Source organism: Peribacillus butanolivorans (assembly GCF_001273755.1).
Taxonomy (GTDB): domain Bacteria; phylum Bacillota; class Bacilli; order Bacillales; family DSM-1321; genus Peribacillus; species Peribacillus butanolivorans.
Genome location: NZ_LGYA01000005.1, coordinates 17,534 through 37,556 on the forward strand (window position 1 = coordinate 17,534; position 20,023 = coordinate 37,556).

Sequence of the window (20,023 nt, forward strand, 5' to 3'; positions counted from 1 at the left end):
GGAAATACCCGAAAAGGATTGAAGAATTCATGAACATTGAACAATTTCAACAAGCACTACAGGAGAAGGGTATCGAGCTTTCTCCTCGTCAGCTTGAACAGTTTGACACCTATTATCGATTATTGGTGGAATGGAACGAAAAGATGAACCTAACCGCCATCACGAATAAAGAAGAAGTTTATTTAAAGCATTTTTATGATTCAATTAGTGCAGCTTTCTATTTCGATTTTAACAAGCCTTATAAGATTTGCGATGTTGGAGCTGGAGCTGGATTTCCGAGCATTCCTTTGAAAATTTGTTTCCCAAATATCCACGTATCTATCGTGGATTCTTTGAATAAGCGGATCTCCTTTTTAAATCATCTTGCTGATGAGTTACAATTAAAGGGCGTTTCCTTTTACCATGACCGGGCGGAAACCTTCGCTCAAAAACCAGAGCATCGTGAATCCTATGATATTGTTATGGCAAGAGCGGTAGCGAGGATGTCTGTCTTAAGTGAGCTTTGTTTGCCGCTTGTCAAACCGGATGGGACGTTCATTGCCATGAAAGCGGCAAGTGCACAAGATGAAATGGATACAGGTAAGAAGGCGATTTTTACATTAGGAGGAAAAATTGAAGAAATTTATCCCTTCACATTGCCCGAAGAGAATAGTGAAAGAAACATCATTACGGTAAAAAAAGTAAAGAAGACTCCTAAAAAATACCCTAGAAAACCTGGTACACCAAATAAACAGCCCATTGAATAATCCTTTTACTATGGCTATTCATTGTGGCTGATAGATAGATTTTGGCTAGCACTTGTTCTAATTTTCTTTTACTATAAATGTAGGATTTTTTTATCCATTTAAAAATGTATAAGTAAACCTGAAGGAGAATATCCGACAAAGTGTTCTTTACAACCATATGCCTCGTTTACCTACAGAGCGAGAAAGTCGGAGTTTTATCTTTTTGAAAAATCAGGGAAATAATCTCGGGCATACCGGCAGATATCTATAATATCTGGGCGTCTATGCCTCATTATTGCTTTAATGACGATAGTCGACATGTTTTTTACAACGATGGACCATATGTATAACCATGTCGGGAAATGTATGAAGGACTTGTCCTTTCAATAGAGAATATGTTATTTGGGAGTTTTAAAAGGTGGTGTAGGAAGATGAAGCATCCTTTTTCGCGGTTCTTTGGGTTTGGCGAAAAAGAAGAACAGCAACTAGAGATGGAGACACCTAGCAATAATAACGAAGAAATAAGAAAAATTTCCATTTCTGATATTGTGCCTAATCGATTTCAACCAAGGACCGTTTTTAATGACGATAAAATTGCAGAATTGGCTCAAACGATTCATACACACGGGATCATTCAACCGATTGTAGTAAGGGCACATGGTCAGGGGAAATACGAAATCATTGCAGGCGAGCGTCGTTTTCGTGCTATGCAAAAGCTTGGTTGGGAATTGGCACCTGCTATTGTTAAGGATCTTACGGATACAGAAACGGCTTCAGTTGCGCTGATAGAAAACCTTCAGCGTGAAGAGCTGACACCGATTGAAGAAGCATTAGCTTATGGGAAACTATTAGAGCTTCATAGTTTAACTCAAGAAGCTCTGGCACAAAGACTCGGAATTGGCCAATCTACCGTGGCAAATAAGCTTCGGCTGCTTAAGCTGCCGAAGGAGGTCCAAGATGCACTTCTTCAAAAGCAAATTACGGAACGTCATGCCCGCTCGTTAATTCCTTTAAAAAGTCCGGAAAAGCAGATCAAACTACTTTTGGAAATCATCGAAAAAGGCTATAACGTTAAGCAGACAGAAGAGCGGGTCGTCAAGCTACTCACCGGAACGGTACTTAAGCCGAAGCCAAAACGAAAGGCGTTTAGTAAAGACATGAGGATTGCGGTAAATACCATCCGTCAATCGTTGAATATGGTAACAGACAATGGAATAAATTTGGATGCAGAGGAAGAGGAATTCGAGGAATATTATCAATTTACGATTAAAATTCCTAAGAAGAAAACTTGATCCCCTTTTCCTTAGCCCCCGCTTGGTAGTCTTCGATTACCAAGCTTTTTTTATTCTCTCTTTTCAACAGCATCTTTTGGTCATTTTTAGGGAAATTCCAAATTTTAAGAGGAATTTCAGAAAACGATTTCTTCCAGGATTATTCATGATAAAATAGAAAGAAAGAAAATTACGGTAAATGCATTTAGATATAGAGTATAAAGATAGTTGAAAGCAGGTGAATTCGTGGGTAAGATTCTCGCCATTGCCAATCAAAAAGGCGGTGTTGGAAAAACGACAACTTCTGTCAGCCTTAGTGCTTGTCTTGCATACATAGGACAGAAAGTCTTATTGGTCGATATCGATCCGCAGGGAAATGCGACAAGCGGTGCAGGTATTGATAAAGCAGATGTAGAACAATGTATTTATGATGTATTGGTTGATGATGTCGAAGCCAGTACCGTTATCTTGGAAACAAAGGTTGAAAACTTATATGTTATACCTGCGACAATTCAACTTGCAGGTGCTGAAATAGAACTTGTTCCAACCATCTCTAGGGAAGTCCGTTTAAAAAGGGCGTTAGAAGAGGTGCAGAGTCAGTATGATTACATTGTAATCGATTGTCCACCATCATTAGGACTGCTTACCCTAAATGCATTAACAGCTGCTGATGCTGTTTTAATTCCTGTACAATGCGAATATTATGCATTGGAGGGCTTAAGTCAGCTCTTAAATACGGTCCGTCTCGTGCAAAAGCATTTAAACCATGATTTGAAAATCGAAGGTGTGCTATTGACGATGCTGGACGCTAGAACAAATTTGGGTCTTCAAGTTATTGAGGAAGTCAAAAAATACTTTCAGGATAAAGTTTATCAAACCATCATTCCACGTAATGTCCGATTGAGTGAAGCGCCGAGCCATGGAGAACCGATAATTATTTATGATCCAAAGTCACGAGGAGCGGAGGTCTATCTAGAACTGGCAAAGGAAGTGGTGTCAAATGGCTAAGGGACTTGGCAAAGGTCTAAACGCACTATTCAACAATGGGGAAATCAGTAAAGATGAAATCGTGCGGGAAATTAAATTGAGGGAATTAAGGCCAAATCCTTATCAGCCCCGGAAAAGTTTTCGACCTGAAGCGATAGAAGAACTTAAGCAATCAATCATAGAGCATGGGATATTACAGCCGATTATTGCCCGGAAAAGTATTAAAGGCTATGAAATTGTGGCTGGGGAGAGACGTTATCGTGCCGCAAAAGAAGCTGGTTTAAAGACAGTACCGGTTGTTGTGAGGGAACTGAATGAACAACAGATGATGGAACTGGCCATTTTGGAAAACCTTCAACGGGAAGATTTAAACCCAATCGAGGAAGCGGCTGCTTATCAAACCCTGCTTGAAAAATTAGAAATCACTCAAGAACAGTTGGCTATTCGCTTGGGGAAAAGTCGGCCGCATATTGCTAACTATGTTCGATTACTATCTTTGCCTGAAAAGATAAGGAGTTATATCTCTGAAGGTGAAATTTCTATGGGGCATGGTCGTGCATTACTAGGATTAAAGAAAAAAGAGTTGCTTCAGCCAGTTATAGACAAAATTCTCAAAGAAGGAATGAATGTCCGAAAGCTAGAGCAATATATTCATCAATTAAATGATACGGTTTCACGTGAAACTAAACCTGCGAAACAAGTGAAAAAAGACATATTTATAAAGCAGCGGGAGTCAAGTCTACGTGAAAGACTAGGAACAAGCGTGACTATTAAACAAAGCAAGAAAAAAGGGAAAATAGAAATCGAATTCTTTTCCAAAGAAGATTTAGAGAGAATATTAGACTTGATTGATCAAGAAAACCTTTCCTCTTAGTCCCTTCTTTGAGAGACGATTTTTTAATGAAGATATACGACAGGGGATCTTTACTGTAGAGAATTAGGTGAATAAGTTGGTTTTATTGGGGACTTTTGTGAATGGGGCTTGTATTTTAATCGGGTCGATTTTGGGAATGTTTTTACAGCATATACCTGAGAAGATAAAAGAAACGGTTATGAGTGGTATCGGTTTGACCGTTATAGTCTTAGGATTGCAGATGGGTTTTAAAAGTGATAATTTTATCATGGTCATTATAAGTATTGTGGGAGGCGCTGTGCTTGGAGAATGGATGAATCTTGAAGCCAGGCTTAATTCTTTAGGCAATTGGATTGAACGTCGGATGAAAGCGAAAAAAGGAACTTCGATATCACAGGGATTCGTAACAGCCACGCTCATATTTTGCATTGGAGCGATGGCCATTATCGGTGCCTTGGATAGTGGGATCCGTAATGATCATGATGTTTTAATAACAAAATCGATTATTGATGGGTTTACAGCGCTAGTTCTGTCCAGTACTCTTGGCATTGGTGTACTTTTTTCAGCATTCCCTATCATTCTTTATGAAGGATTCATTGCCATTTTTTCAAGGCAAATTAATACTTTGATCCCAACTGCGTTAATGGATTCATTCATTCTTGAAATGACAGCAACTGGAGGAGTCATGATTTTAGCGATTGGCTTGAATATTATCGGTGTCACCAAAATCAGGGTGGCTAACCTGCTTCCAGGAATAATGATTACAGCAATTCTAGTTACAATCATGTATTATTTATAAAAATAAGGAAGGGGTGAACCCCTTCCTTTATTTTTATACTCGGCCAAACTTTTCAGGAACATTAGAATCAAAGAGTTTTTTCCTGCTTGAATGACCAGGAGAATGGAGTGAAAGTTGGTTTTACTGGATAATGATTTTGTGCTTCATAAATACCCTCTGCAATGGTTTTGGCCATTTTTAAGACTAGATTAAGACGAGTATTTTGTAGGACCATAAACTCCATGAATCCACTGACATTCACGATTCCAGTAATATGGGCATTACCAACAGAAGGTAGATCTTTATTGACTCCAGCGCCAGGTTTCACCGGACCTTGGCCAATTTGAACAATGCCGACACTTTTCAATTTTCCTAAGCAAGCATCGATTCCGACGATAAAGGGATTGGTATGGATTTTGTTAATTTCATTTAATTTTTCCTGTAAATTCATAGCATGTATAGGATTATCGAGAGTTCCATAAACATGGAAAGAAGAGGCACCGTCTTCTGTTTTTTCATTAAGCAGAGTGCCGACAAGTGGACCGAGGGAATCGCCAGTAGAACGGTCTGTGCCAATACAGACAATTACGATAGGTTGAAGCTTTCCAGTTGGAAGAAGGTTGATTAATTCTTGAGAAATTTGTTTAGATGCATCCGTATCTTCATGTAGGATGCGGCTCAATCTATTTTTATTATTATTAAATAGACTAGAATTCAGATTCATCGGCTCAACTCCTTTACTTCGTTTGGTATTACAGTATACGGATAAAAAAGGAAAAATATACGGTATTTAATGTAAAATCGGTGGGGGATTTATTTGATAAGAACACGCAAACGGGGGAAGGGGAAATAGTAAGATGCTTCTTCCTCTACCAATTGTCGTTATGTATACTCTCTAGCAAAAAATCATTCATGGAAATAGAAAAAACTTCTAATTATCTTACCTATATATCCATATTTTTTTTGTACAGAAACCCATATTTATTGATAAAATAGAGAAAACTTTTCTTATTTAGGGTTATCTTTCGGCTTGAGGGGTAGAAGGAATACGTCCAAAATAGGAAGGTCATAGGGAATCTAAAAGTTTTGCAGGATTTTGCAATAGGCAGGAGGAAAAGATGGATAGCATTTATAATAACATTATAAAAGAAATATTGGATGAAAAAGTATGGCTACTGATGGGTGAGGGAATTATTAAAATCTTCCTTGTTCTGTTGTTATCGCGTATTATTATTAGAATAGGAAAGACTATTCTGAATAAATTTTTCAAAGCACGTTTAAGAAGTCCCATTCGGGTATCGGAGCGCAGGGAAGCGACACTCATTAAATTGCTGGAAAATATCATTACCTATGTCATCAATTTCATTGCCTTGATAATGATTCTGGATATTTTTGGAATTGAGGTAATGCCGTTACTTGCTGGTGCTGGTGTACTCGGTTTGGCCATTGGGTTTGGTGCTCAAAGTTTGGTCAAAGATATTATCACAGGGTTCTTTGTGATTTTTGAAGATCACTTCTCGGTTGGGGACTATATTAAAATTAATACATTTGAGGGTGAAGTTCTCGAAATTGGGCTTCGTACAACAAAAATTAAAAGTAGCTCAGGGGAATTGCACTTCATACCTAACGGTAGTATTATCCAAGTTACAAATTATTCTATCTTAAACAGTATGGCTGTTGTTGATGTGACCATACCTAATGATGGATCAGTCGAGCTTGCTGAAAAAGTGCTGATCGATCTTTTAAGTAGTATGGAAGGTAAATACGAAGCCTTAATTAATGCCCCTGAATTTTTGGGAATTGAAACAGTAGGTCCTGATGAAATCGTCCTTCGAGTTACAGCTGAAACAAAGCCGATGTATCATGTCGAAATTAGTAGAATGTTAAGAAAAGAAATAAGTGCTGCTCTTGATTTAAGTGGAATTAAATCTACATATAGCGGCAGCGAGTCGTAGGAACTAGGGGGCTCATGGTTATGGATGAAAAAGAATTTGCACTGAAGGATATTGTCGAAATGAAAAAACCACATCCATGTGGGGTCAATAAGTGGAAAATTATCCGGCTGGGTATGGATATCCGGATAAAATGCGAAGGCTGCGGTCATAGCGTGATGTTGCCTCGACGTGAATTTGCAAAGAAAATGAAAAAAGTTCTACAAAAGCATGAGGATTGATCATGCTTTTTTCATGGAGAGAGAGCGGTCTTACTATCTCAATGATTTACTTGTCTTTTTAAGAAGTGAAATCTATAATTGGGAAAGGTTTAGGTAATTAGATTTTGTTTTTATAGAAGATTTATCTTTTTCCATATGTACGAATTATCTTGAAGGAGTGAAATATAAATGGCTTTAACAGCTGGTATAGTTGGTTTGCCTAACGTAGGTAAATCCACTTTATTTAATGCAATAACTCAGGCAGGTGCGGAATCTGCCAACTATCCTTTTTGTACAATTGATCCAAACGTCGGGATTGTAGAAGTGCCTGATCATCGTTTGCAAAAATTGACTGAATTGGTGAAGCCGAAAAAGACAGTGCCAACGGCGTTTGAATTCACGGATATTGCTGGGATTGTAAAAGGAGCTAGTAAAGGGGAAGGTCTTGGGAATAAATTCCTTTCTCATATTCGTCAAGTTGATGCAATTTGTCAAGTCGTTCGTTGCTTCTCTGACGATAACATTACTCACGTTTCTGGAAAAGTAAATCCAATAGATGATATTGAAGTCATCAATCTTGAATTGATTCTTGCTGATTTGGAATCTGTTGATAAACGAATCGACCGCGTTGGAAAAATGGCCAAGCAGAAAGATAAAGGCGCAGTGGCTGAGCATGAAATCCTTGTCGCTTTGAAAGAAGCATTGGAAGAAGAAAAACCAGCTCGTTCAGTTGAATTTACTGAAGAACAGCAAAAAATCGTGAAGGGCATGCACTTGCTTACAGCGAAGCCGACTCTTTATGTAGCGAATGTAAGTGAGGATGAAGTGGCTAATGCTGCTGATAATGAATATGTTCAACAAGTTCGTGAATATGCTGCGAAAGAAAACGCAGAAGTTATCGTAATTTGCGCAAAAATTGAAGAAGAAATTGCGGAGCTTGAAGGTGAAGAAAAGGAAATGTTCCTATCTGAACTCGGCATCGAGGAATCCGGTCTTGATCAATTGATCCGTGCTTCATACAACCTGCTAGGTTTGGCAACATACTTTACTGCTGGAGTTCAGGAAGTACGTGCTTGGACGTTCCGTAAAGGTATGAAAGCACCTCAATGTGCAGGTGTCATTCACACAGACTTCGAACGCGGTTTCATCCGTGCCGAAATCGTTTCGTATAATGACCTACTTGAAGCAGGAAGCCATAGCGCTGCAAAGGACGCGGGCAAAGTACGATTAGAAGGTAAAGAATATATCGTTAACGACGGCGACGTAATCCATTTCCGTTTTAACGTATAAGGCATAGAGAGACTTTACAGACCCAATCTGTAGAGTCTTTTTTTTCGGTATAGTTTAAGTCTAAAACATTTGATTTCAATAAATTGTAATAAGTCTAACCGTTCGTTGCAAAGCCCCTTTAACTATGCTATAATTTCTTCTTGTGAGTAATTATAAATAATTGCTCCTTGCCCAATTGGGCCGCTTAGACCAAAAGGAGGTGACAGTGATGAGAAAATACGAAATTATGTATATCATCCGTCCAAACATTGAGGAAGAAGCTAAAAAAGCTTTAGTTGAACGTTTCAACACAATCCTTTCTGATAATGGTGCGGAAGTAGAAGCAAAAGAATGGGGTAAACGCCGTCTTGCATACGAAATCAATGATTTCCGTGATGGTTACTACATGCTTCTTAAAGTTAACGCTGAAAGTGCTGCGATTCAAGAATTCGATCGTCTTGCTAAAATCAGTGAAGACATTATTCGCCACATGGCTACTAGAGAAGAAGAATAATCCGATATTTAATATAAATTCTAATCTTGTTTCACGTGAAACAAGTTTGAAACCTAGGGGTTGATTCTGATGATGAATCGCGTAGTTTTGGTAGGACGCTTAACTAAAGATCCTGAATTACGATATACACCTAATGGAGTTCCTGTGGCTACCTTTACTTTGGCTGTGAACCGTAGTTTTACGAATCAGTCGGGTGAACGTGAAGCAGATTTCATTAACTGTGTAGTTTGGCGTAAACCGGCAGAAAATGTAGCTAACTTCTTGAAAAAAGGCAGTTTAGCTGGCGTGGATGGACGTGTCCAAACACGTAATTATGAAGGACAAGACGGCAAACGAGTATATGTGACGGAGATTCTGGCTGAGAGCGTTCAATTCCTTGAACCACGAAGCAGTTCAGCGGGTGAAAGAAATGAAGGCGGTTCTTACGGTGGAGGTCAAAGAAGTTATAACAACAATAATAACGGAAATGACAACAATTCGTATGGACAAAATCCTAATCAGAATCAACGGAGCAACAACAACTACACTCGTGTAGATGATGATCCATTTGCAAATGACGGTAAAACAATCGACATTTCAGATGATGATCTTCCGTTTTAAACAGCCGTTTAAAATGAAAATTCAACAAGCAGGGAGGGAAATTTATTATGGCAATGGGTGGACGTAAAGGACGCGGTAAGCGTAAAAAGGTTTGTTATTTCACATCTAACGGAATCACTAAAATTGATTACAAAGATACAGATCTTCTTAAAAAATTCGTCTCAGAACGCGGTAAAATTTTACCACGTCGTGTAACTGGCACAAGCGCTAAATATCAACGTAAATTAACGATTGCTATTAAACGCTCACGTACTATGGCATTACTACCATACGTATCTGGTGAATAATTAATAGGCACATTGAGGAGCAGTCCTTAATGTGCTTTTTTTATGCAATAGGAGTGACGTATAAAAATAGCCCTTTTATTAAAAATCCGCTAAAATGCGGTTTTTTTTGTTTTTTGAAGGAATTTTTATAAACGAAAATAGTCTCTTTCCAAAGAAAAAATTCTATATCATGAAAAAAGATTGTGATGTTTGAAATATCCTATGCTTAACGGATACAATATAAAGATGGAGACTGGAGACATTATTTTTAGTTTTATAAAAACGGGGGTGAAAATAAATGAATAGCGGGAGACGAATTGCTGAGGGCGGGGCCCTTTTGGCACTATATTGCATTTTATTGTTCATCACAGTTCATATTCCAATAGTGGGTATCTTCACTCTTTTCTTTTTACCAGTTCCTTTCATTCTGGTGACAAATAAACAAAAGATATCATGGGCTCTGGGGTATTTATTTGTTGCTTCGTTATTGTCGATACTTATTGCGACGATATTATCCGTGCCGATGACCTTGCTTATGGGGGCAACGGGTATTACCATTGGTTATTTTTTGAAAAAAGATAAACCAATGGCACCTATGTTTATAAGCGCTGTCCTTGTATTCCTAGGGGGTACATTATTAATATATGCGGCATCTGTATTAGTATTCGATGTAAACTACATAGAAAAATCGATGGTCATGGTTGAGGAGTCCATTGATTCTTCTGTTGGGATTATGGAATCCTTTGATCAGGCATCGACAGAGCAAATCAAAAAGAGAATGTATGAAACAATAGATTTGCTGAACACGCTTATGCCAAGTTTGTTCGTTGTGACTTCTGTCATCATGGTTTTACTGATTTTCTTTGCGGCCCATCCTATTTTGAAGAGATTCAGCGATAAAACTTTAAAGTGGCCCCATTTTCGAGATCTGCGACTCCCGAAAAGCCTTTTATGGTATTATTTAATTACGATGCTTCTGGCTCTTTTTGTGAATACGGACAAGAATAGTTATGTATATATGGCCATAACAAACCTATTTTTTATCCTGCAGTTTTTCATTTTGATACAAGGATATTCGCTGGTATTTTATATCAGTCGTGTGAAGTCTTGGACTAAAGCTATACCTATTTTAATCGTGGTTGCTTCGCTTTTACATCCGATTTTCATAACCATCATTCGATTTTTAGGTATAATAGATTTAGGATTTCCTTTTAGGGAGACAATCAAGAAAAAGGAATAGTCCTTGTAAAACAGATGCTTTTAGGAGCTGAAACTATGCCATCTTATTTGAAAGAGTACTCGATTAAGTCCCCATTATATGGGGTGCTGGCTGCAGGCTTGTTACTTTTGGGCGTACTGGCTTATTATAATTGGGTTGTTGCACTTGTTGGATTATTGATTCTTACTGGTTTATTTTATTTAACATTAAAAGTGGAAGAAAAAAAACAGCGTAAGACAGAAGAATATATAACAACGTTATCCTACCGTCTAAAGAAGGTGGGGGAAGAAGCGTTACTGGAAATGCCAATTGGGATTATGCTCTTTAATGACGATTTTTACATTGAATGGACCAATCCATTTCTGGCTTCATGTTTTAGTGAAGATTCATTGGCAGGAAGATCTCTCTACGATGTCGCTGATTCTATTGTACCGTTAATTAAGCAAGAGATTGAGACAGAGACGCTTACACTCCATGACCGGAAATTTAAAGTGGTCCATAAGCGTGAGGAACGACTTCTTTACTTTTTTGATGTAACAGAGCAAGTTGAAATTGAAAAATTATATGAAGATGAGCGGACAGCAATCGCCATTATTCTGCTTGATAATTATGATGATTTGACGCAGGGAATGGATGATCAGCGTAAAAGTAGTATAAACAGTTTGGTTACCTCACTGCTTGATAAATGGGCAAGGGATAATGGCGTTTTCTTTAAACGGGTTTCCTCGGAACGGTTTATCGCTGTTTTTAATGAACATATCCTTCATCAACTTGAAAAGGGTAAATTCACTATTTTAGATGAAATTAGGGAAACGACAGCCAAGCAAAATGTACCACTTACCTTGAGCATTGGGGTTGGCTCGGCTGTATCTTCCCTACCGGAACTGGGATCACTTGCCCAGTCTAGCCTAGATCTAGCTTTGGGGCGGGGCGGAGATCAAGTTGCTATTAAGCAGGCAAACGGAAAAGTGAAATTTTATGGTGGTAAAACCAATCCAATGGAAAAACGCACGAGGGTCCGCGCACGCGTCATTTCGCATGCATTAAAGGATATAGTCTTGGATAGCGATAAAGTCATTGTCATGGGCCATAAAAATCCGGATATGGATGCAATAGGTTCAGCCATCGGTATTTTAAAAGTGGCTCAAATGAATGAACGTGAAGGATATATTGTCATAAACACACAGCAACTTGATAGCAGTGTCCTTCGTTTAATGGAAGAAATTAAACATAAAGAGGATTTGTATGCACGGTTTATAACTCCCGAAGAAGCATTTGAAATGATTACGGATGAAACGTTGCTCGTTGTAGTTGATACGCATAAACCTTCAATGGTGATTGAAGAGCGATTATTAAATAGGATTGATAAGGTAGTTGTCATTGACCACCATCGCCGAGGTGAGGAGTTTATCAAAAACTCATTGCTCGTTTATATGGAGCCATATGCATCCTCAACGGCTGAACTTGTGACTGAACTGCTTGAATATCAGCCAAAACGCAGCAAAATTGATATGCTTGAGTCTACGGCACTGCTTGCCGGGATTATTGTCGATACGAAAAGTTTTACTTTAAGAACTGGTTCACGAACATTCGATGCAGCCTCTTATTTAAGGGCTCATGGAGCAGATACGGTACTTGTTCAGAAATTCTTAAAGGAAGACGTAGACACCTATATTAAACGGTCGAAGCTGATTGAAGAGGTTGTCTTCTATAAAAAGGGTATTGCAATTGCTTCGGCAAAAACTGATCAGGTCCATAATCAGGTGCTCATTGCTCAGGCAGCCGACACGCTTTTGACTATGGACGGCGTTGTCGCTTCCTTTGTAATGGCTAAGAGATCTGATGATACAGTTGGCATAAGTGCACGTTCTCTCGGTGATATCAATGTCCAGGTGATAATGGAAATGTTGAATGGAGGCGGACATTTAACAAATGCCGCTACTCAACAGGCGTGTTCCATTGAAGAAGCCGAAAGTCGATTAAAAGCAGCAATTGATGATTATTTAGAAGGGGGACAAAAAGAATGAGAGTTATATTTCTAAAAGATGTTAAAGGTAAAGGAAAAAAAGGGGAAGTCAAAAATGTTGCAGATGGTTATGCACATAATTTCCTGCTTAAACAAGGATTAGCTGTAGAAGCAAATAATACAAATGTAAAAACTTTGGAAGCGCAGAAGAATAAAGAAGAGTCTCTTGCTGCCGAAGAACTACAACATGCAGAAGAATTGAAAGTACAATTGGAGAAGCTAACTGTTGAATTATCTGCTAAAGCTGGAGAAGGCGGGCGTTTATTCGGTTCTATCACGACGAAACAAATTGCCTCAGAGCTTCAGAAAAAACATGGCATCAAGATTGATAAACGTAAAATGGAGCTTGCTGACGGAATTCGTTCTTTAGGACATACGAAGCTTCCTGTAAAGCTGCATCCTGAGGTTACAGCAACACTCACTGTGCAAGTGAAAGAAATTAACTAATTTTAGTGGTTTCATATCTGTGAAAAATTGATAAAATAGAGATAGACGAAAAAAATGTGATTGGGCATGTTGTCCTTTCACTTTTTTCTTTTTAACTAGAAACATATAAATAAGCAAAAAGTATCCTCTTAGAATGGGAGGTTTTAAGATTTGATAGAACAATTTCAAGATAGAGTTCCCCCTCAAAATATAGAAGCAGAACAAGCTGTGCTAGGGGCCATTTTTCTAGAGCCTTCTTCACTAACTGTTACATCGGAAGTTTTGATTCCAGAGGATTTCTACAGAAGCTCGCATCAAAAAATCTTTAATGTGATGATTAAGTTGAATGACGAAGGAAAAGCTGTCGATTTGATTACGGTGACTGAAGAACTAGCCGCTGCAAAGAACCTTGAAGAAGTGGGTGGGGTTTCATATTTAAGTGAATTGGCCGGGTCGGTACCTACCGCAGCCAATATTGAATATTATGCCCGCATCGTAGAAGAGAAGTCGTTACTACGCCGATTGATCAGGACAGCAACGAATATTGCTCAGGAAGGATATAGCCGCGAGGATGAGGTCGAGGAGCTGCTCGGGGAAGCAGAAAAAACGATCATGGAAGTAGCCCAGCGGAAAAATTCCGGGTCCTTTCAAAATATTAAGGATGTATTAGTACGGACTTACGATAATATCGAGGTATTGACCACCCGTAAAGGTGATGTCACAGGAATTCCAACCGGATTTGCTGAACTGGACCGAATGACAGCAGGTTTTCAACGTAATGACCTTATTATCGTGGGTGCTCGTCCCTCTGTCGGTAAGACCGCTTTTGCTTTGAACATCGCTCAAAATGTTGCAACGAAAACAGAAGAGAACGTTGCGATTTTTAGTCTTGAGATGGGTGCCGAGCAGCTTGTTATGCGTATGCTTTGTGCGGAAGGAAACATTAACGCTCAAAATTTGCGGACAGGCTCCTTAACAGATGAGGACTGGCGCAAGCTAACAATGGCGATGGGAAGCTTGTCGAATGCCGGTATTTATATTGATGATACGCCAGGAGTCCGAATTGGTGAAATTCGTTCAAAATGCCGTCGTTTGAAGCAGGAACATGGACTTGGCATGATATTGATTGATTACCTTCAATTGATTCAAGGAGATGGCCGTTCAGGCGACAATCGTCAGCAAGAAGTATCGGAAATTTCTCGTTCACTCAAAGCGCTTGCTCGTGAACTACAAGTACCTGTTATCGCCCTTTCCCAGCTCTCCCGTGGAGTGGAGCAGCGCCAAGACAAGCGCCCCATGATGTCAGATATCCGGGAATCAGGGAGTATTGAGCAAGATGCTGATATCGTGGCATTCTTATATCGTGATGATTATTATGATAAAGAATCTGAGAATAAAAATATAATCGAAATCATTATTGCCAAACAGCGTAATGGCCCTGTTGGGACGGTTTCGCTTGCATTCGTTAAAGAATACAATAAATTCGTTAACCTGGAACGGCGCTTCGATGATGACTCGATGTCTCCCGGGGCTTAAATAGATTTAATGTTATTCATAGAAAACGGCCCGCCACTTTTGAAGTGCGGGCTGTTTTTATAGAGAAAATGATAAAAAAGAAAAGCCACCGTAAATAATACAGGATTTCCATGGGTAAAATAAATGATATTGAAATATTGAAGAGAATAATCTAAATCGAAATGAGAAAAAAAGCCGCTATAAATACCTTAAAAACACTATTTTCATCTTAGTTGCTTCATTCCCCATCAGTAAAAAGATAAGAATGCAACCTAATTATTACCAAGTGATAATCTTTTTATTTTTCAGAATTATCAGTATGAAAAAACACTACAGAAGGCTAATACCTTATATTTACACTGTAAGAAAGTAGGTAAAATGCATATTTACGAACGAATTATTTATTAATTTATATAATGTTCGGATTTTGTATTGACTTCCTCTTTGAATTATTGATAAAATAGGTTTGTTTGATAAGAACCGGTTAATAACCGGTATTACGTGATCCTTTGGAGGTGCTTTATTCAGATGTCATCAGTTGTAGTAGTCGGTACACAATGGGGAGACGAAGGTAAAGGTAAAATAACAGATTTTCTATCCCAGAATGCGGAAGCCATTGCTCGTTATCAAGGTGGGAATAATGCAGGACATACGATTAAATTTAACGGTGTTACTTATAAACTGCATTTAATTCCGTCAGGGATTTTTTATAGTGATAAAATTTGTGTTATTGGAAATGGAATGGTAGTTGATCCAAAAGCGCTTGTAGAAGAGCTTGCATATTTACATAGTCACGGAGTGAGCACGGATAATCTTCGTATCTCTAACCGTGCACATGTCATTCTTCCTTACCATATTAAATTGGATGAAGTTGAAGAAGATCGTAAAGGTGCTAATAAAATTGGTACGACGAAAAAAGGAATCGGCCCTGCTTATATGGACAAAGCTGCTCGTAACGGCATCCGTATGGCAGATCTTTTGGACCGTGAAATTTTTGAAGAAAAATTGTCCCAAAATCTTGTCGAAAAAAACCGCATGTTTGAACGTTTTTATGAAACAGAAGGTTTTAAAATCGAAGATATCTTAGAAGAATACTATGAGTACGGACAACAAGTGCAGAAATATGTTTGCGATACATCCGTTGTATTGAATGACGCACTTGATGAAGGAAAACGCGTATTATTTGAAGGGGCTCAAGGGGTTATGCTTGATATCGATCAAGGAACATACCCATTTGTTACTTCATCTAACCCAGTTGCAGGCGGCGTAACGATTGGTTCAGGTGTTGGACCTACGAAAATTAACCATGTGGTTGGAGTATGTAAAGCATATACAAGCCGTGTGGGTGATGGTCCTTTCCCTACAGAATTACATGATGAAATCGGTCATCAAATCCGTGAAGTAGGCCGTGAATATGGTACTACTACAGGCAGACCGCGCCGTGTCGGCTGGTTTGACGCTGTTGTTGTTCGCCATGCACGCCGTGTTAGCGGGATTACCGATTTATCTTTAAACTCCATTGACGTGTTATCAGGTCTTGATACGGTCAAAATTTGTGTGGCTTATGAATACAAAGGCGAAATCATTCATGAGGTTCCAGCGACTTTGAAAGCGATTGGCGAATGTACACCAGTCTATGAAGAGCTGCCAGGCTGGCCAGAAGACATCACGGGATGCAAATCATTGGATGAACTACCAGAGAACGCTCGTCATTATGTAGAGCGCGTATCTCAATTAGTGGGCATTCCTTTGACTACTTTCTCTGTCGGTCCTGACCGTAACCAAACAAACATCGTAAGAAGCCCTTGGCGTCTAGCGTAATTCATGAAAAAAAGGAGCTGGTTTTTTTTGCCAGCTCCTTTTTTATTTAAAACTAACTCCTTGGTGATGTGAGGTTTGCAATTGGCTAGTATGTCAGTTTGTACAATTATGATTAAACAATATGTACTGAGATACTAACAACGAAATGATGTTTTTAAAGGGTGAATTTTATTTAAAACAGTAGTGAAAAGGAAAAAATATAAAATAAAATAAATTTTATTTTAAAAAACTATTGCATAAACAATAAAAACTATGATATTATCAAAAGCGTCGTCACAATAGAACAAGCTAATAACACGGTAGAGCAACAAGCAAAGCTTCCACGAGTAGCGCGAGTAGCGGAGTTTACATCTTGCAGAAGGTAAACAGAAAATCCGGAAATTATGTGGCGAAAATTTATTAGAACGAGCCATTAGCTCAGTTGGTAGAGCATCTGACTTTTAATCAGAGGGTCGAAGGTTCGAATCCTTCATGGCTCACCATTTTTCCGGCCCATTGGTCAAGCGGTTAAGACACCGCCCTTTCACGGCGGTAACACGGGTTCGAATCCCGTATGGGTCACTTCTTTATATAATTTATATGCTGGTCCCGTGGTGTAGCGGTTAACATGCCTGCCTGTCACGCAGGAGATCGCGGGTTCGATTCCCGTCGGGACCGCCATTTTATTTTTTACATGATTTTTTCATTTAAAATAGAATATTTGGCTCAGTAGCTCAGTCGGTAGAGCAAAGGACTGAAAATCCTTGTGTCGGCGGTTCGATTCCGTCCTGAGCCATCCTTTTGAAAAGCGCCTTTTGGGCGCTTTTTTTGTTATATATTAATTTACAAACGGGTTAAATCCTGTTAATAGATTGTTATCGATTTGTAACAATCCAATTTTAACCATTTATATAAATGGTTCGCTATTCCTTATCAGGCTTACGTCTACCTCCCTTTTTATTTCGAAAGATACCTTTTCTAAAAACATATTTATTGGTACTTGTTGTCACCATTTATACAGTTCTATTACATTATGAAGTCTATTTCTTGATTTTTTTATTATTATGATAGAGTTATGAGTGGAAAAATGGTTATAGAAATTAGTCATGTACGCGTGAATATTGAAATATTGAAATTGAACTAATATATCTCATATAAATTTGATTAGTTTCTTAATTGGTGACTGGGCCGTTTAAGGAGGACAATATATGTTTATCTCAAAAAATAAAGGAATCTTTCTGTTTATGATATCCGTAATGTTATTGCTTGCAGGAAATCGAGCTACAGCAGCAGGCGTATCGGAAATTAAAACCATTCAGCATGTTTATCTCAACAATGAATTCGTGGGAAGTGTAACGGATGAAGCGGAAATAGAAAAGATTGTAGCGGATAAAGTTGCAGAAGCAGAGGCGGATTATCCTGACTATACATTTGATAGTGAGACGCAGTTAGCATTTGTGGGCGAGGAAGTATTTAGTGAAGAAGTAAAAGAGGACCAAGTCTTAAAGGAAATTGACGATCAGTTGGATGTGAAGGCAGACGCGTATGAGATTAACATTGATAATCAGGTGGTCGCTTATGTTCCTTCTAAGGAAGATGCTGAGGAAGTTGTAAGAAAAATCACCTTATTATATGTAGATGAGGAAGAATACGCTGAATATGAATCCAGCAAGAGAGAAAGTGAATCGGATACGGTTGAAACGTTAAAAGAACCAGGAAGCAGAATTCTAAATATCGAATTTTCGCATCCAATTACGTTTAATGAAACCGCTGTTGATCCTAAAAAGATTATGACGGTTAACAAGACCCTTTCCATGATAGAAGAAGGAAAAGAAGAAAAGGCTATCTATGAGGTAAAGGAAGATGAGGAACTTGAAGAGGTCGCTAATAAGCATAATATGGACCTAACTCAGCTGTTGGAGCTAAACCCGGACTTTAATAAGGATAAGGGGCTTAAAGCAGGTGAGAGCGTCTATGTGACCCAAGCTACACCCTATGTGAACGTAATGGTAGAAAGAGAAGTTTTGAAAGAAGAGAGGATTCCTTTTGAAAAGAAAGTAAAAAAGGATGATGATCTTCTGAAGGATGAGCTCGTTATTGAACAAGAGGGTAACGATGGCGTTCAGGCATTCACCTATACAGTTGAAGAAACAAATGGTAAAAAAATCAGTGAAACTATCGTAAAAAAAGAAGTTACGGAAAAAGCGATCACAGAGATCACTAGAAAAGGAACAAAGGTCATTCCTTCAAACGGAAGCGGCACCTATTCGTGGCCTGCAGACGGGGGCTATATTTCCAGTAAGCAGGGCCAGCGCTGGGGGAAACTACATAAAGGAATAGATATTGCCCGACCAACAACAAGGACCATCACGGCAGCCGATCATGGAATAGTCGAATTCGCAGGAGATTCCGGAGGTTATGGTAATAAAGTAATAATCAATCATAATAATGGATTTAAAACGTTGTATGCCCATTTAGATTCAATAGATGTAAAAGCAGGACAAAAGGTTGGAAAAGGAATGAAAATTGGGATGATGGGCTCAACAGGCCATTCCACCGGTGTCCACCTTCACTTTGAAGTATATAAAAACGGGTCTCTTGCAAATCCGCTAAATTATATAAGTCAGTAATTGAGAGAAGTCTTCGAAAAATATTCGAAGACTTCTTCTTCTGCTACATACATAGATGAGAATAATAGGAAAAAGGTGATTTAATGCCTGTAAAATGATAAAGTATAATAGATACAATTTGCTTACATTTAGGTGTTTAGACCTTTTAATAGGGTATATATAGTGAACGTTGTTGGACTAAGACGATAGGTCGGTGTAATCAGTAGGAAAATATGAAAAAAGGTCCCGGATAAGGACAAGGTTTTTAATAGATTTAGTTTAGTCATTAAAAAGGAGATAAGTACATGGATAAGAAAATTTTGGTAGTGGATGATGAAAAGCCAATCGCGGATATTTTACAATTCAATTTGAAAAAAGAGGGTTATGAGGTTTTTTGTGCTTATGATGGCAACGAAGCTCTTAAAATGGTAGAAGAACGGCAGCCTGATTTGATCTTGCTTGATATCATGCTACCACAGCGTGATGGGATGGAAGTTTGTAGAGAAGTAAGAAAGAAATATGAAACGCCAATCATCATGTTAACGGCTAAGGATTCTGAGATAGATAAAGTATTAGGGTTAGAGCTTGGTGCAGATGACTATGTGACAAAGCCATTTAGTACCCGGGAAATAATCGCCCGTGTTAAGGCGAACTTAAGACGCCAGCAAGCTGTCCCGGTTCCGGATCAAGAAAATGAACCGAAGGAAATTACAATAGGCACTCTTACTATCCATCCTGATGCCTATGTGGTTTCTAAGCGTGGCGATACGATTGAATTAACTCATCGCGAATTCGAATTGCTCCATTATTTAGCAAAGCATATCGGCCAGGTTATGACAAGGGAGCACTTATTACAAACCGTTTGGGGATATGATTACTTTGGAGATGTACGGACAGTCGATGTAACGGTAAGACGTCTTCGTGAGAAGATTGAAGATAATCCAAGCCATCCGGGTTGGATTGTAACTAGAAGAGGGGTCGGTTATTACCTGCGTAACCCTGAACAGGAGTAG

Annotated in this window: 19 protein-coding genes and 4 tRNA genes; 22 read left to right on the forward strand and 1 reads right to left on the reverse strand. The window is 38.7% G+C overall.

What is annotated here, in order from left to right; genetic code table 11:
- Nucleotides 1-29 precede the first annotated feature (29 nt).
- The 5 genes from rsmG (at nucleotide 30) to AKG34_RS22150 (ending at nucleotide 4,635) form a co-directional block, all read left to right on the forward strand.
- Complete coding sequence (rsmG, locus tag AKG34_RS22130) at nucleotides 30-746, forward strand: 16S rRNA (guanine(527)-N(7))-methyltransferase RsmG (protein WP_053348313.1); 717 nt, start codon at nucleotides 30-32, stop codon at nucleotides 744-746.
- Between the two features lie 410 nt (nucleotides 747-1,156).
- Complete coding sequence (gene noc / locus AKG34_RS22135; protein ID WP_053348314.1) at nucleotides 1,157-2,017, forward strand: nucleoid occlusion protein; 861 nt, start codon at nucleotides 1,157-1,159, stop codon at nucleotides 2,015-2,017.
- Between the two features lie 225 nt (nucleotides 2,018-2,242).
- On the forward strand, nucleotides 2,243-3,004 hold the full coding sequence (locus tag AKG34_RS22140) for a ParA family protein (protein ID WP_053348844.1): 762 nt from the start codon (nucleotides 2,243-2,245) through the stop codon (nucleotides 3,002-3,004).
- Nucleotides 2,997-3,857, forward strand: a complete 861-nt coding sequence (locus AKG34_RS22145) for a ParB/RepB/Spo0J family partition protein (RefSeq protein WP_053348315.1) — start codon at nucleotides 2,997-2,999, stop codon at nucleotides 3,855-3,857. The genes AKG34_RS22140 and AKG34_RS22145 overlap by 8 nt, the downstream gene beginning before the upstream one ends.
- Before the next feature lie 76 nt (nucleotides 3,858-3,933).
- Nucleotides 3,934-4,635: a DUF554 domain-containing protein gene (locus AKG34_RS22150; protein ID WP_053348316.1), complete on the forward strand. Its 702-nt coding sequence runs from the start codon at nucleotides 3,934-3,936 to the stop codon at nucleotides 4,633-4,635.
- Nucleotides 4,636-4,702: 67 nt separating this feature from the next.
- Here the strand turns inward: AKG34_RS22150 and yyaC are convergent, their stop codons facing one another.
- Nucleotides 4,703-5,338, reverse strand: coding sequence for a spore protease YyaC (gene yyaC, locus AKG34_RS22155; protein ID WP_053348317.1), 636 nt, complete (start codon nucleotides 5,336-5,338; stop codon nucleotides 4,703-4,705).
- A gap of 394 nt (nucleotides 5,339-5,732) precedes the next feature.
- Here yyaC and AKG34_RS22160 point away from each other — a divergent pair, with 394 nt between their 5' ends.
- The 17 genes from AKG34_RS22160 to yycF all read left to right on the forward strand — a co-directional run bounded on the left by AKG34_RS22160 (nucleotide 5,733) and on the right by yycF (nucleotide 20,023).
- A complete protein-coding gene (locus AKG34_RS22160) occupies nucleotides 5,733-6,569 on the forward strand; it encodes a mechanosensitive ion channel family protein (protein ID WP_053348318.1) in 837 nt (278 codons plus the stop codon).
- A gap of 20 nt (nucleotides 6,570-6,589) precedes the next feature.
- Nucleotides 6,590-6,787 carry a DUF951 domain-containing protein gene (locus tag AKG34_RS22165; RefSeq protein WP_053348319.1) on the forward strand — a complete coding sequence of 66 codons (198 nt, stop codon included), beginning with the start codon at nucleotides 6,590-6,592 and terminating at the stop codon, nucleotides 6,785-6,787.
- Between the two features lie 168 nt (nucleotides 6,788-6,955).
- Complete coding sequence (ychF, locus tag AKG34_RS22170; protein ID WP_053348320.1) at nucleotides 6,956-8,056, forward strand: redox-regulated ATPase YchF; 1,101 nt, start codon at nucleotides 6,956-6,958, stop codon at nucleotides 8,054-8,056.
- 208 nt (nucleotides 8,057-8,264) lie between these two features.
- Entirely contained in the window at nucleotides 8,265-8,549 is a 285-nt protein-coding gene (gene rpsF / locus AKG34_RS22175; RefSeq protein ID WP_053348321.1) for a 30S ribosomal protein S6, read from the forward strand.
- Between the two features lie 69 nt (nucleotides 8,550-8,618).
- Nucleotides 8,619-9,149: a single-stranded DNA-binding protein gene (ssb, locus tag AKG34_RS22180; protein ID WP_053348322.1), complete on the forward strand. Its 531-nt coding sequence runs from the start codon at nucleotides 8,619-8,621 to the stop codon at nucleotides 9,147-9,149.
- Nucleotides 9,150-9,196: 47 nt separating this feature from the next.
- Entirely contained in the window at nucleotides 9,197-9,436 is a 240-nt protein-coding gene (gene rpsR, locus AKG34_RS22185) for a 30S ribosomal protein S18 (RefSeq protein WP_053348323.1), read from the forward strand.
- A 277-nt stretch (nucleotides 9,437-9,713) separates the two neighbouring features.
- Complete coding sequence (locus tag AKG34_RS22190) at nucleotides 9,714-10,655, forward strand: YybS family protein (protein ID WP_053348324.1); 942 nt, start codon at nucleotides 9,714-9,716, stop codon at nucleotides 10,653-10,655.
- A 35-nt stretch (nucleotides 10,656-10,690) separates the two neighbouring features.
- A complete protein-coding gene (locus AKG34_RS22195; RefSeq protein WP_053348325.1) occupies nucleotides 10,691-12,661 on the forward strand; it encodes a DHH family phosphoesterase in 1,971 nt (656 codons plus the stop codon).
- Nucleotides 12,658-13,107 carry a 50S ribosomal protein L9 gene (rplI, locus tag AKG34_RS22200; RefSeq protein ID WP_053348326.1) on the forward strand — a complete coding sequence of 150 codons (450 nt, stop codon included), beginning with the start codon at nucleotides 12,658-12,660 and terminating at the stop codon, nucleotides 13,105-13,107. Before AKG34_RS22195 ends, rplI begins: the two co-directional genes overlap by 4 nt.
- A gap of 150 nt (nucleotides 13,108-13,257) precedes the next feature.
- Entirely contained in the window at nucleotides 13,258-14,622 is a 1,365-nt protein-coding gene (gene dnaB, locus AKG34_RS22205; RefSeq protein WP_053348327.1) for a replicative DNA helicase, read from the forward strand.
- A gap of 507 nt (nucleotides 14,623-15,129) precedes the next feature.
- Nucleotides 15,130-16,422, forward strand: coding sequence for an adenylosuccinate synthase (locus AKG34_RS22210; protein WP_053348328.1), 1,293 nt, complete (start codon nucleotides 15,130-15,132; stop codon nucleotides 16,420-16,422).
- 406 nt (nucleotides 16,423-16,828) lie between these two features.
- A tRNA-Lys gene (locus AKG34_RS22215) sits at nucleotides 16,829-16,904 on the forward strand.
- A 7-nt stretch (nucleotides 16,905-16,911) separates the two neighbouring features.
- Nucleotides 16,912-16,983: transfer RNA gene (locus AKG34_RS22220), tRNA-Glu, on the forward strand.
- A 23-nt stretch (nucleotides 16,984-17,006) separates the two neighbouring features.
- Nucleotides 17,007-17,082 (forward strand) — tRNA-Asp (locus AKG34_RS22225).
- Between the two features lie 42 nt (nucleotides 17,083-17,124).
- Nucleotides 17,125-17,197 (forward strand) — tRNA-Phe (locus AKG34_RS22230).
- Between the two features lie 412 nt (nucleotides 17,198-17,609).
- Nucleotides 17,610-19,031, forward strand: a complete 1,422-nt coding sequence (locus tag AKG34_RS22235; RefSeq protein WP_053348329.1) for a M23 family metallopeptidase — start codon at nucleotides 17,610-17,612, stop codon at nucleotides 19,029-19,031.
- Between the two features lie 284 nt (nucleotides 19,032-19,315).
- Nucleotides 19,316-20,023, forward strand: a complete 708-nt coding sequence (yycF, locus tag AKG34_RS22240) for a response regulator YycF (protein ID WP_034316131.1) — start codon at nucleotides 19,316-19,318, stop codon at nucleotides 20,021-20,023.